Raw genomic sequence first — 13923 nt, 5'->3', positions numbered from 1 at the left:
TAAAATCATGGGTGGATTAGGCGCACCAGAAATTATTCTGATCATCATTGCGATACTTTTATTATTCGGCGGTAAAAAAATCCCTGAACTAATGAGAGGCTTAGGAAAAGGCGTTAAAGAATTTAAAGACGCGCAAAACGGCGAAGGTTCATCTTCAGCATCATCTGAAGAGAAAAAAGCGTAATTGCCCTGACGGGGATTAGGTTTTACAGCCGCTTTTACTTACTATATGAACTTATCTGTTGATTTATTTCTTATTTCAACGGATAAGTTTTTTATTTTAGCCCCATGGCTATTACTTATTCCACTTTGACCGAAATAAAGAGTGGGTTGCAACGTGCAGAAATTACTGTTGAGGGTCTTGTAGAAGATTACCTGGCTCAAATTGAAAAATACGCTCATTTAAACGCTTTTAACGAGGTGTTTGCAGATGAGGCGCTGATTGCTGCGAAAAAAGTTGACAATAAAATAAAAAATAGCACCGCCGGTAAACTGGCCGGTATGGTTATCGGTATTAAGGATAACATCTGCTATAAGGGCCATGAGGTTACCGCCTCATCAAAAATACTAACCGGTTTCAAATCCATCTTTTCATCAACCGTGGTTGAACGCCTGCTGGCCGAAGACGCGGTGATTATAGGCCGTTGCAACTGCGATGAGTTTGCCATGGGGGCCACCAACGAGTCATCGTACTTTGGCCCGGTAAAAAACTTTGCTGATGAAACCCGCGTATCCGGGGGCTCATCAGGCGGCTCGGCTGTAGCCGTGCAGGCGGGTATGTGCCATGCGGCGCTGGGCACTGATACTGGTGGTTCGGTAAGGCAGCCAGCCGCGTTTTGCGGGGTGGTAGGTTTAAAGCCTACTTATGGCAGCATTTCAAGGCATGGCATTATAGCCTATGCATCATCGTTTGATCAGGTTGGCCCTGTAACCAAATCTGTTGAGGATGCAGCCCTGCTGCTGGAAGTGCTTGCCGGTCCGGATGATTACGATAGTACATTATCGCAAACGCCTCCGCCTGCATCATATACCAACTTCCAAAAGCCTGGTAAAAAGAAGATCGCCTATTTACAGGAAGCTATTTCAAGCCCGGGCGTGGATACCGAGGTAAAAGATAACCTGATAACCTATATCGAAAAACTGCGCAAAGAAGGCCATACGGTTACCCCCATAGCTTTTGAATTGCTGGATTACCTGGTGCCTACTTATTATATTTTGGCTATGGCCGAGGCATCATCAAACCTGGCCCGGTATGATGGGGTACACTACGGTTATCGCAGTCCGCAGGCTGTCGATCTGCAATCAACTTATAAAAAATCCCGTTCTGAGGGTTTTGGTAAAGAGGTAAAGCGCCGTATTATGACAGGTACCTTTGTGCTAAGTGCCGGTTATTACGATGCCTACTACGCCAAGGCCCAGAAGGTGCGCCGCCTGATCAGGCAGAAAACCAATGAAATATTGGCGGAATACGATTTTATTTTAGTGCCAACCGCGCCCGAACCTGCCTTTAATATTGGCCGCGAGGAGAAAGACCCGGTGGTAATGTATCTTTCTGATATTTTTACCGTACAAGCGTCGTTAACCGGTGTGCCGGCCATATCAGTACCTACGGGCAATAACAGCAAAGGTTTGCCGTTAGGGTTACAGTTATTAACAAAGCATTTTGGCGAACAGCAGCTGTTGGATTTTGCCAAATATTTTCTTGAACTATAATAAAAATGTTACTTTAGTAAAATGCTGATGCTTTGGGCATTAATAAATTAATCAAATCCATAAAGAATGAAGAGATTATTTACGCTGACCATCTGCCTTTTATCACTGCAAATTTTACAAGCCAAAACACTTCCTGCCGCTTCCTCAGGTTTAATTGAATTTAAACCCCGGACTATTGATGCCGATACCACCATTTTGCCGGTGCTAAACCAGCCGTTGCCGCTTGGCAGCAGCTATGGGGGGATCTATAAGCGCAGATTGGATTCGATCCGCAAGGATATCCAGTTGGATTATAATGAATACGTACAGGCCTATATTGATCTGTACATGCGCAACCGCGAAGAAATGGGACAGGTAGTAGGCTTAACCAAATATTACTTCCCCATTTATGAAAAAGCCTTCCGCGAGGCAGGCATCCCCGAAGAAATAAAATTCCTTTCGATAGTTGAATCTAAGCTTGACCCTAATGCCGTTTCGCGGGTAGGGGCCACAGGGCTTTGGCAGTTTATGGGTAATACCGCCAAAATTTACGGCCTCAACATGGATAATTATATTGATGATCGCCGTGACCCCATCCAGTCGAGCTATGCTGCCGCTGCCTATTTAAAAGATGCTTACCAGGAATTTGGCGACTGGCTGCTGGCCATAGCCTCATACAATTGCGGTAAAAGCAATGTGGAGCGTGCTGTTGAAAAGGCAGGCGGCGTTACCGATTTCTGGAGCATCCGCCAGTATTTACCGGCAGAAACCCGGGGCTACGTTCCGGCTTTTATCGCCATGAATTACGTGATGAACTATTTTAACAAACATAACATCGTACCGCAGGCCTGTAATTTCAGCATCCGTACTGATACGGTTATGGTTAAAAGAATAGTGCCGTTAAGCAGCGTGGCCCAGGCATTGAATGTAAGCTTAAAGGAGATTACGATATTGAACCCATCGTACCGGATGGCTATAGTGAATGGTAGCCCCAAAACCCCGCGCAGGTTAATATTACCGCAAACAGCTAAAGATAATTATGCCGCTTTATATAATGTTTTAAACGGCGGAGATGCGCCAATACCGGCCGCCGCTGCTAACACTAATACATATGTAGCTGCTGCTTACACGCCCGGCAAGACCGAGCGCAGGATGCCCACACATCATAAAGTACGCAAAGGTGAAACTTTGGCTTCGATAGCTGATAAATTTGGCTGCGAAGTAGCCGACCTGAAAGCCTGGAACCACTTAAAAACCAACCGTGCGCCGGTAGGTACAATGCTTAAAGTATCGGCAGGCGAGGTGGCTGCCAACGTGCAGGACGATGAGGGGTATTCGAAGAATTAGAGTTGTCTGAATCAGAATTTACAGAATTTTAAAATTTTCAGAATGCTGTAAATAGGTTTCGACTTTAATTCTGTGCATTCTAAAATTCTGTAAATTCTGATTCAGAAAATATGCAAAAGCCAAAGGAAACTATCGATGAATACATTGCCGACTTCTCCCCGGAAGTTCAGCAAAAACTTCAACAGGTGCGAGCTACCATAAAAGCCGCCGCGCCGGATGCAGTGGAAGCTATTAAATATGCCATCCCCACTTTTATCCTGAACGGCAACCTGGTACACTTTGGCGGTTTCAAAAATCATATTGGTTTTTACCCGGCCCCACAGGGATTGGAGGGGTTTAAGGACGAACTTTCCGTGTATAAAGGCGCTAAGGGATCAGTGCAATTTCCGCTGGATGAGCCGTTGCCTTTGGAACTGATCACCAAAATAGTAAAGTTCAGGGTGCAGAAAAATTTGGAAAAAACGAAGAAGAAAAAATGATGCTGAGGCATATTTCATTCTTTTAACCCAATCTTTGCAAAACACTAACCGTATTTTAACCTCTTTTTATCATAATTGTAAAAAGGGGCTTTTTTATGCATGGTGCATAAAAAGAATTGTAATTTTGGGCGCTTCAATTTGAAAAAAATGAATAAAATCAATCGTAAACAGGATGCGCTTAATTACCATTCGCAAGGCCGTCCCGGAAAGATACAAGTTGTACCTACCAAACCAACAAATTCGCAGCGCGATTTAACCATGGCCTACTCGCCAGGTGTGGCCGAGCCATGTTTAAAGATCGCCGATAACACCGAAGATGTTTATAAATATACCGCCAAAGGCAACCTTGTAGCCGTAATCAGCAATGGCACAGCGGTTTTGGGCCTGGGCAACATCGGTCCTGAAGCCAGCAAACCGGTAATGGAAGGTAAGGGCCTGCTTTTTAAAATATATGCCGATATCGACGTGTTCGACCTGGAGCTGAACGCTAAAAGTGTGGATGAATTTGTGAACATTGTTAAAGCGCTCGAACCAACTTTCGGCGGGGTGAACCTCGAAGATATTTCGGCGCCAACCTGCTTTGAAATTGAGCGCAGGCTGAAAGCCGAAATGAACATCCCGGTAATGCATGATGACCAACATGGTACGGCCATCATCTCAGGCGCCGCGCTGATGAATGCCTGCGAGATCCAGGGCAAAAAGCTGGATAAAATAAAAATGGTGGTAAATGGCGCCGGTGCCGCCGCGGTTTCCTGCTCAAAAATGTACCTGTCGTTAGGGGTGAAGAAAGAAAACCTGGTGATGTTTGACATTAACGGCGTACTGAACCGCGAACGTACCGACCTCGACGAGATCAGGATGGAGTTTGCAACCGATCGTAAGGATGTTCATTCATTAGCCGATGCCATGAAAAACGCCGACGTATTCGTGGGTCTTTCTGCAGGTAACGTGGTAACACCGGATATGCTGAAAACCATGGCTAAAAAACCTATTGTTTTTGCCATGGCTAACCCAGTTCCCGAAATTGATTATGACCTGGCCGCGGGCACACGCGATGATATTATTATGGCAACCGGTCGGTCTGATTATCCTAACCAGGTGAATAACGTATTGGGTTTCCCCTATATTTTCAGGGGCGCGTTGGATGTACGGGCCACTGCCATTAACGAGGAAATGAAGATTGCAGCCACCCATGCTATTGCCGAAATGGCTAAAAAGCCGGTGCCGGAGGCTGTGAACCTCGCCTACAACTTAACCAACCTTAAATTTGGTAAGGATTATATTATACCCAAACCAATGGACCAAAGGCTCATCACCGAGGTATCGATGGCGGTTGCAAAAGCAGCTATTGATTCGGGTGTGGCCCGTAAGGTTATTACCGATTGGGACGCCTATGCCGAAGAATTAAGACTGCGTTTGGGCACCAACGATAAATTGTTACGTAACCTTACCGCCAAGGCGAAACAGGACCCTAAAAGGGTGGTATTTGCCGAGGCCGATAATTACAAAATACTACGCTCCGCCCAGATTGTAAAAGAGGAAGGTATAGCCACCCCGATTTTACTGGGCAATGTGGATAAGATCAAACAGATTATTCGTGATAATGATCTTGATCTGGGCGATGTACAGATCATCGATCCGCGCGAAGGCTGTGAACATATAGACGAGTATGCCGAATACCTGTATAACAAACGCCAGCGCAGGGGCGTTACCCTGTTCGAAGCCAGGAAGCTGTTGATTGACAGGAACTATTACGGTGCCTGCATGGTACAGTTTGGCCGTGCCGACGCTTTGATTTCGGGCTTAACCAAAAATTACGTAACTACCGTAAAACCTGCCCTGCAAATTATAGGTACCGAAGAGGGCGTTAACCGCGTAGCCGGTATGTATATGATGATCACGGCTAAAGGCCCCGTGTTTTTTGGCGATACCACGGTAAACGTAAACCCCTGTGTTAATGACCTGGTAGATATTACCGTTTTGATGGAGCGCTCTGTAAGGCAATTCAACGTTAACCCGCGGATAGCAGTTTTATCTTACTCTAACTTCGGATCAAACGAAGGTGAAATCCCTGAAAAAACAAGAGAAACGGTGGCCATCCTTCATGAAAAATACCCGGATATGGTGGTTGACGGTGATATGCAGGCCAACTTCGCCTTAAACTCCGATTTATTGGCAGATAATTTTCCTTTCTCAACATTGAACGGCAAACCGGCCAATACCTTGATTTTCCCTAACCTGGAATCGGGCAATATTGCCTATAAATTATTGCAGGAGATAGGAGGGGCTGAAGCGGTTGGTCCGATATTGCTTGGCTTGAAAAAGCCCGTGCATGTACTGCAGTTAGGCAGTTCGGTGCGCGAGATTGTGAATATGGTTACTATCGCCGTGGTCGACGCGCAGGCAAAAGCGGCTAAAGGATAGTTTTATTTAGATTTAACTAACAAAGGTGCTGGCATTTAAATGTTAGCACCTTTGTTGTTTAGTGCCCGGCCCCTTACGATATTGCTTTTATAACGAGGCACTCCGCTGTTCGATTTCCGACTTCGAATTAGCTATGCCCGGAGTTTGCAACTCCGGATCAGATGCAATGAACTTGCTATAGGGAAGAAGACCGATATCCTATTAATTACTTCATTCCCCCAAATTCGCGTTCAGACAATGCCGCGGGAAATATTAACTTTGGATATTTTCCTGCTGCGCGAAAACAATGCCTGCAGATTATTTTAACAGAATTTAACAAAGCAGTAATTTATGTATGATTATATTAGCGGGAGGCTGATGTTTAAAAGCCCTTCGTATGTGGTTATTGACGCGGGCGGCATTGGTTATCATATCAATATTTCGGTAAATACTTATTCGGGTATAAACGAGGATGAAAAGTGCAAACTGTTTGTATGGTTGCACGTAAAAGAGGACGCGCATACCTTGTACGGATTTGCCACCGAGGGCGAACGGCGCTTGTTCTTACATTTAATTTCCATTTCGGGCATAGGGCCTAACACCGCGCGGATGATGCTTTCGTCCATTACCCCAACCGAAATCCAGGCGGCTATTGTAAATGGTAATGTATCGCTTATCCAGCGTATTAAAGGCATAGGCCCCAAATCGGCGCAGCGTATTATATTGGAGTTGCAGGATAAACTGAAGAAGGAAGGCCCGGATACGTTAACCGTGGTTCCGGTAAGCGCAACGGTTAAAGATGAGGCGCTTTCGGCCCTCGTAATGCTGGGTTTTGCACGCAACGCGGCCGAAAAAGTACTGGATCAGGAAATAAAGAAAAATAATGGTGAATTAACGGTTGAGGAACTTATTAAATTTGCATTAAAAACCCTATAATTAGTGAATAAATTTCGACTAAACTTTTGATCAAAATATTTACTTATAAGCTTCTTATAAGTGTGTTGTTCATCGTGGTATTAGGTGGGATGGGAAGCGCGTATGCACAACAGCAGCAAACCCAGCCTGCAACCAAAAATGATACAGTTAAAACCAATGCACCTATAAACCTCATTACGCCGCGCAGCGCACGGCTAAGGGAAGGTATTTTTAGTCCCGATCCTGCAAATTTGGTGCGAACAGTTGAGTACGACCCGGTTACCAACCGCTATATTTTATACGAAAGGGTGGGCAATTTATTATATCGCCCGCCGCAATACCTCACCTTCGATCAATATTTAAAACTAAGGCAGCGTTCAACCCGGCGTATTAATTTCCAGCAACAGGCCGATGCTTATGCTTACGATTCGCAGCAGCCGGGCTTTATCCCGCCTATCAAGGTAAGGAGCCGCACCTTCGAGCAAATTTTTGGCAGTTCGGTGATCGATATCCGCCCCCAGGGCTCGGCCGAGATGATCATGGCCGGGCAGGTGAACAAAAATCAAAACCCTTTATTTAACACCCGCCAGCGCAGCCAGTTTAATTTTAATTTTGATCAGCGCATCCAACTGAATGTAACCGGTAATATAGGTGATAAACTAAAAGTCACTACCAATTACAATACCGACGCGCAGTTCCAGTTTGAAAACCAGATCAAGCTTGATTATACAGGTTCGCCGGATGAAATTATTCAAAAAATTGAGGCCGGTACGGTAAGTATGCCTTTAAATACCACGCTGATTACCGGCAGCCAGGCACTTTTTGGCGTTAAAACAAAGCTTAGGTTTGGCAGGTTGGATGTTACCAGCATTTTTTCGCAGCAGCGTTCGCAGTCAAAAACCATCACTATTACCAATGGTTCGCAGCAGGGCGAGTTCCGGCTTACCCCGGCCGATTATGAGGCCAACAAGCACTTTTTTTTGGCGCAGTATTTCCGTAATAATTACAACAGGGCGCTGGCCAATATCCCCATCATCAGCTCGAACGTTACCATCACCAAAATTGAGGTTTGGACAACCAACCGTACCAACGTAACTACCGATTCGCGCGATATTATGGCTTTCACCGATCTGGGCGAAAATAATCCTTACAATAAAACGCGTTTCAGGGGCGGTGCAGGTTTCAGCGGTTTGCCGGCCGGTTTTAGCGGGCAGGGTTTTACACAGCAGTCAAACAACCTGTTGGCTACCATAGGCGCTTTGCCGGGCAACCCAAAGCAAACCAACTCCAACGCTATAGCCAGCTTTTTCCAGGGCTCGGGCAGTACCGATAACTATTCAAAACTCACTTACGCCCGTAAGCTTACCGATAAGGAGTTTACCCTGCACCCGCAGCTGGGTTATATCTCCCTGAATTATCCTTTAAATAATGACGAGGTGCTGGCCGTAGCCTACCAATACACGGTTAACGGTGTACAGTACCAGGTTGGTGAGTTTAGCAGCGATGTAGCGGTTGATCCGGTTACGCCTAAAATGCTGTATGTAAAATTGCTGAAAGGTGAATTGTTAAAAACGAATTTGCCGCAGTGGGACCTGATGATGAAAAATATCTATTCCCTTGGGGCCTTCCAGATCTCGCCATCCAACTTTAAACTCACCGTTACCCGCCTCGACGATAAATCTGGCATTGAAAAAACCGTGATGGAAGACGGACAGAACCTTAAAGGCAAACTGTGGCTGCAGGTATCGGGTTTGGATAACCTGAACCAGCAGGGTGATAAAAAGCCGGATGGTTATTTCGACTTTTTGGAGGGGATCACCATCGATTCGCAAAACGGGCGCATTTCGTTCCCAACGGTTGAGCCTTTCGGCTCTGACCTGGCATCCAAATTTACAGCGGGCGAGGCCGACCTGGCCAAACGCTACGTTTACCAGCCCCTGTACGATTCTACCAAAACCATCGCCCAGCAATACTTCCCGGCGCTTAACCGCTACGTAATTAAAGGTACGTACACATCAACAGGCGGTTCGGAGTACCAGCTTAACGCGGTGAACATTCCGCAGGGATCGGTAGTGGTTACCGCCGGTACGGTTAAACTGCAGGAGGGGAATGACTATACGGTTGATTACAACGCCGGCCGTATCAGGATCCTTAACCAGGCATTATTATCATCGGGCCAGCCTATTACCGTTAAGCTTGAAAACAATGAACTGTTTGGCGTACAACAAAAATCATTGTACGGAACCCGGCTGGATTATCGCGCCAGCGATAAACTGCAGTTAGGGGCTACCCTGATGCACTTAACCGAGCAACCCATTACCCAGAATGAAATTGCCGGCGAAGAATCAATATCGAACACCATTTGGGGCTTTGATGCAAACTATAGCTCCAACTCAAGGTTTTTAACCCGCCTGGTTGATAAAATTCCGGGTATTCATACCAAAGTTCCTTCATCCATCAATTTTTATGGCGAGTTTGCCAGGCTGATGCCAGGCAGCCCAGGCGCGCTCAATTTCGCGGGATCGAAAAACGGCACTTCCTACCTCGATGATTTTGAAAACAGCCAGTCGGTTATCGATTTAAAAAGCGCTAATGCCTGGCAAATTTCGGGTACGCCGCAGCTTTTTTCCGAGTCGGGTTTGTTTGATGACCTCAGCTATGGCTACAACCGCGCAAGGCTGGCCTTTTACAATATCGACCCGATATTTTACACCAACACAGGCTCGATACCTATAACCCGGAGCGAACTTTCAAACCATTACGTAAGGCAGGTTATTGAGCAGGAAGTTTTCCCGTACAAGCAATCGGCCACCGGGCAGCCCTTAAGCCTGGCTACTTTAAATATGGCCTTTTATCCAACCATCCGCGGGCCTTATAACTACGCTACCACCGGCATTAACCCTGATGGTACGCTGCAAAACCCTAAAAACCGCTGGGGCGGTATGTTCAGAAAGCTGGAAACCAATGATTTTGAATCGCTCAACGTATCGTACATTGAATTTTGGGTGCTTGACCCTTTTATCTACAAGCCGAACTCGGCGGGAGGGGATTTGTACTTTAACCTGGGTTCGCTATCTGAAGATATTTTAAAGGATGGCCGCAAGAGCCTGGAAAATGCCCTGCCGGTTGACGGCGACCTGACCAAGGTTGATGAAACCAACTGGGGCCGGGTATCAAAACTGCAGCCGGTTATTAACGCTTTTGATAACAATCCGGATGCCCGTAAACTGCAGGACGTGGGGCTGGATGGTTTGAACGACCAGGATGAGAAAACCAAGTTCGCACCCGTAGTACAACAGCTACAGGGGCAGTTGAACGCGCAGGCCGCCGCTAACCTTGCGGCCGACCCATCGTCTGACGATTACCAGTACTACCAGGGCCCTGCGCTTGACCAGGCCCGTGCCGGTATCCTTGACAGGTACAGCAGGTACAACGGCACCGATGGTAACTCCAAAACCGCGCAGCAATCTCAGGCCGAGCTTGGCTTGCAAAACTCGGCATCAACTTCGCTGCCCGATGGCGAAGACATCAACAGGGATAACAACATGAGCCAGGAAGATTCGTACTTTCAATATAAAGTATCTATGCGCCCGGCGGATCTGGTGGTTGGCCAGAATTATATCAGCGATAAGGTTACCGCGCAGGTAAAACTGCCCAATGGTACCACGCAGGCGGTTAACTGGTACCAGTTCAGGATCCCGATTACCGATTATCAAAGCAAAGTTGGCAATATTCAGGATTTTAAGGCCATCCGTTTTATGCGGATGTTTATGACCAACTTTGCCGATACGGCCGTGCTCCGCTTCGCGGCGCTTGAACTGGTACGCGGCGAATGGCGCGCTTTTAATAACGAGAAAAACCCGCTGAATGTGATTGCCGATCCGGCTATTAAAAATCCACCGGCCGATAACTCCACCATTGATGTGCAGGCGGTAAATATTGAGGAAAACGGTAACCGCACACCTGTGCCTTACGTGGTACCGCCGGGTATTAACCGCCAGCGTAATTATAACAACCTGCAAACCAATACCAAGCTCAATGAGCAATCTTTGTCGCTGAATATTAAAAACCTGCGCGATGGTTACTCGCGGGCGGCTTTCCGTACGTTTTATAATGATTTACGCCGTTATAAACGGATGCAGATGTTTATCCATGCTGAAGGCGATTATTTGAAAGATAACGACCTGAACGCATTTATCCGTTTAGGCGTTGACTACCAGGATAACTACTACGAATATGAACTGCCTTTAAAAATTACGCAGCCCGGCACAAGCGATCCGCAGGCGATCTGGCCGGATGCCAACCAGATGGACCTGGAACTCGACCTGCTGATCCGCGCCAAGCTTGCCCGCAACCACTCGAACGTGGCTTACAATACATTGTTTAAATATGTTGAGGGGGATAAAACGGTATATATCAAAGGCCAGCCCGATTTAAGTCGCCTGCGTACCATTATGCTGGGCGTACGCAACCCTTACAAAGGCAGCAGCGTGATAGCTGATGACGGGTTGGATAAATCGGGCACGGTTTGGTTTGACGAGTTGCGCCTGACCGACTTTGACCAGCGCGGCGGCTGGGCGGCTACTGCAAGAATAGATGCCAAACTTGCCGACTTTGCCGATGTAACCGTATCTGGCAGTAAAACGACCGTAGGTTTTGGTACCCTGGATTCGAGGTTGAACGACAGGAGCCAGAGCGACGACCAAACCTATGATGTATCGGCCAATGTGGAGCTTGGTAAGTTTTTTCCTGATAAAAGCGGCATTCACATCCCTGCTTATATCAATGTATCCAAACAGCGCAGCATGCCGCAGTATGATCCCGGCGCGCCTGATATAGAGCTGAAGTCATCGCTGGCCGCGGCTACAAGCACTAAAGAGCGCGATTCGATCAGGAATGCCGCCCTTGATATTACCATGCGTAAAAGCATCAATTTTACCAACGTGCGTAAGGCCCGTACCAATACCAATGCCTTAAACCATATATGGGATATTGAAAACTTTAACGCCAGCTACGCTTATACCGAGTATAACCACCACGATTTTGTAACCCAGAACGATATCGAGAAAACTTATAACTTAATGCTGGCGTATAACTATACCAATCAACCTAAATATTACAGCCCCTTTGCCAAAATCATCAAAAAAAATACGCTGGCCTTATTGAGGGACTTTAATTTTAGCTTGCTGCCGTCGCGGTTAAATTTCAGTATCAACTTTGATCGTTTTTACTCCGAAAACACACTCCGCGATAACGATCCGAATAACTTTATCCCGGTACCAACAACCACCTTCAACAAGTACTTTAACATAACCCGGGTTTACGGTATCGGCTGGAATTTAAGCAAATCCTTGCAGATGGATATCGATGCTACCAACCTGGCGGTAGTGGATGAGCCGGCTGGCCGTATTAACGGTTTAAAGCGCGACACCCTTTGGGATAACCTGAAAAAGCTGGGCCGTACCACCAATTACAACCACACCATTAACTTTAACTACACAGTACCTGTTAATAAAATACCGGGGTTGGATTGGGTATCGGCCATTGCCCGCTACAGCACACACTTTAACTGGCAAACACAGCCGCTGTTTGCTATTAACAACCCAGGTTATGATGTGGGTAACAGCATTCAAAACTCGCGGGCTATCCAGCTTAACCCAACGCTTAACCTTACCTCCCTGTACAATAAATTTCCGTTTATACGCAAGGCCAATAATCCCAATAAAAAGCCCAATGTGTTGATTGGCCTTTTAACCAGCGTTAAAAACCTGAGCGCTACCTATACGCATACGCAAGGCACGTTTATACCGGGTTATTTGCCGCAATCGGGCTTTTTTGGTTCGAGCGGCGGTGCGCCTGGCTTAGGCTTTTTACTGGGGAGCCAGGCCGATATCAGGGCCAAGGCCGTGGCCAATGGCTGGATCAGTAAAGATACGCTGCAAAACCAGTTGTACACCACTACCTCTAACGAGGATATGCACTTCCGCGGTGTTATTGAGCCGTTTAAAGATTTAAGGATTGAGCTTACCGCCTTTAAAACGCAGGATCATAACTACCAGGCCAATTTTAAATATCTTCCTTCAAGTAATAGCATCGAAACGCTCAGCCCGGTTACAACAGGCAACTACAGCGTTTCCATACTTACCATAGGTACCGCCTTTGAAAGCGCTAAAGGCATTACCAATGTATCCGGAACGTTTCAGAAATTTTTAGATGCCCGTACCGTGATCTCGCAAAAATTAGGTCGAACAAACCCTAACTCATCAGGGAGCGCCGACGGGTATGCCGATGGCTATGGGCCGAATTCGCAAAACGTACTGGTGCCGGCTTTCCTGGCGGCTTACACCGGTAAAAGTCCGTCGGGCAGTAACCTGTCGCAATTTCCCAAGATCCCCATCCCCAACTGGCAGGTTACCTACAATGGTTTAAGTAAAATTTCGTGGTTTCAGGATGTTTTTGATTCGTTTGATCTGAGCCATGGTTACCGCTCGGCTTACAACGTAACCGGTTATACCTCGTTATTGCAATACCGCGAAGAGAACGGTGCCTCAAGCGCCCGCGATTTAAATAACGACTTTTTACCGCTGTACCAGTTTTCGCAGGTAACTATTTTTGAACAGTTTGTGCCTTTAATTGGCGCCAGCATGCGCTTTAAAAACAGCATGACCGCAAACGCCGAATACCGCCAGAGCCGCGCGCTGAGCCTGAGCCTGCTGAACAGCCAGCTGGCCCAGCAAAACGAAAAGATCATTGTATTGGGCTTTGGTTACCATACCCGGGATTTCCACTTTCCTTTTGGCTGGTTTGAGGGCTTTCAGCATAAAGATGTAAACTTTAAGCTCGACTTTTCATTACGAGATAATAAAACGCTGATTTACCGTGCCGATATCCAATCGGCCGAAATTTCATCCGGCGCACAGAATATTACCGTTCGCCCATCTATTGATTATGTGATCAACCAGCGTTTTAACCTCAACCTGTTTTATGATTCGAACCTGACCAAGCCGTATACCTCGCAAACTTTCAATACATCATTTACCAATTTCGGGATCAACTTAAAGCTGCTGTTGCAATAATGAACGGCAGG

General features: G+C 46.6%; 7 protein-coding genes. All 7 read left to right on the top strand.

Features of this window, described 5'->3' with window-relative positions; translation table 11 throughout:
* The first annotated feature begins 7 nt into the window (after positions 1 to 7).
* The 7 genes from LX99_RS16545 to sov all read left to right on the top strand — a co-directional run bounded on the left by LX99_RS16545 (position 8) and on the right by sov (position 13912).
* Entirely contained in the window at positions 8 to 184 is a 177-nt protein-coding gene (locus tag LX99_RS16545) for a Sec-independent protein translocase subunit TatA/TatB (protein WP_022831519.1), read from the top strand.
* Positions 185 to 288: 104 nt separating this feature from the next.
* On the top strand, positions 289 to 1713 hold the full coding sequence (gene gatA, locus LX99_RS16540) for an Asp-tRNA(Asn)/Glu-tRNA(Gln) amidotransferase subunit GatA (RefSeq protein WP_109608885.1): 1425 nt from the start codon (positions 289 to 291) through the stop codon (positions 1711 to 1713).
* A gap of 66 nt (positions 1714 to 1779) precedes the next feature.
* Positions 1780 to 3039: a lytic transglycosylase domain-containing protein gene (locus LX99_RS16535; RefSeq protein WP_109608884.1), complete on the top strand. Its 1260-nt coding sequence runs from the start codon at positions 1780 to 1782 to the stop codon at positions 3037 to 3039.
* Positions 3040 to 3149: 110 nt separating this feature from the next.
* Complete coding sequence (locus LX99_RS16530; protein ID WP_109608883.1) at positions 3150 to 3518, top strand: iron chaperone; 369 nt, start codon at positions 3150 to 3152, stop codon at positions 3516 to 3518.
* A 147-nt stretch (positions 3519 to 3665) separates the two neighbouring features.
* Complete coding sequence (locus LX99_RS16525; RefSeq protein ID WP_109609047.1) at positions 3666 to 5942, top strand: NADP-dependent malic enzyme; 2277 nt, start codon at positions 3666 to 3668, stop codon at positions 5940 to 5942.
* 330 nt (positions 5943 to 6272) lie between these two features.
* Positions 6273 to 6857: a Holliday junction branch migration protein RuvA gene (gene ruvA, locus LX99_RS16520; protein WP_109608882.1), complete on the top strand. Its 585-nt coding sequence runs from the start codon at positions 6273 to 6275 to the stop codon at positions 6855 to 6857.
* Between the two features lie 89 nt (positions 6858 to 6946).
* The gene (gene sov, locus LX99_RS16515; protein WP_109609046.1) at positions 6947 to 13912 is read left to right on the top strand and encodes a T9SS outer membrane translocon Sov/SprA; all 6966 of its coding nucleotides are present in this window, start codon (positions 6947 to 6949) and stop codon (positions 13910 to 13912) included.
* Positions 13913 to 13923 lie beyond the last annotated feature (11 nt).

The organism is Mucilaginibacter oryzae, from assembly GCF_003148845.1.
Classification (GTDB): Bacteria; Bacteroidota; Bacteroidia; order Sphingobacteriales; family Sphingobacteriaceae; genus Mucilaginibacter; species Mucilaginibacter oryzae.
The sequence above is the reverse complement of the archived record's forward strand: the minus strand, read 5'-3'. Positions and strand labels throughout refer to the sequence as shown.

What these genes read in the sequence shown, in the direction of transcription:
- LX99_RS16545 (WP_022831519.1), top strand. Translation starts at nt 8, where the DNA reads ATGGGTGGATTAGGCGCACCAGAAATTATTCTGATCATCATTGCGATA.
- gatA (WP_109608885.1), top strand. Translation starts at nt 289, where the DNA reads ATGGCTATTACTTATTCCACTTTGACCGAAATAAAGAGTGGGTTGCAA.
- LX99_RS16535 (WP_109608884.1), top strand. Translation starts at nt 1,780, where the DNA reads ATGAAGAGATTATTTACGCTGACCATCTGCCTTTTATCACTGCAAATT.
- LX99_RS16530 (WP_109608883.1), top strand. Translation starts at nt 3,150, where the DNA reads ATGCAAAAGCCAAAGGAAACTATCGATGAATACATTGCCGACTTCTCC.
- LX99_RS16525 (WP_109609047.1), top strand. Translation starts at nt 3,666, where the DNA reads ATGAATAAAATCAATCGTAAACAGGATGCGCTTAATTACCATTCGCAA.
- ruvA (WP_109608882.1), top strand. Translation starts at nt 6,273, where the DNA reads ATGTATGATTATATTAGCGGGAGGCTGATGTTTAAAAGCCCTTCGTAT.
- sov (WP_109609046.1), top strand. Translation starts at nt 6,947, where the DNA reads ATGGGAAGCGCGTATGCACAACAGCAGCAAACCCAGCCTGCAACCAAA.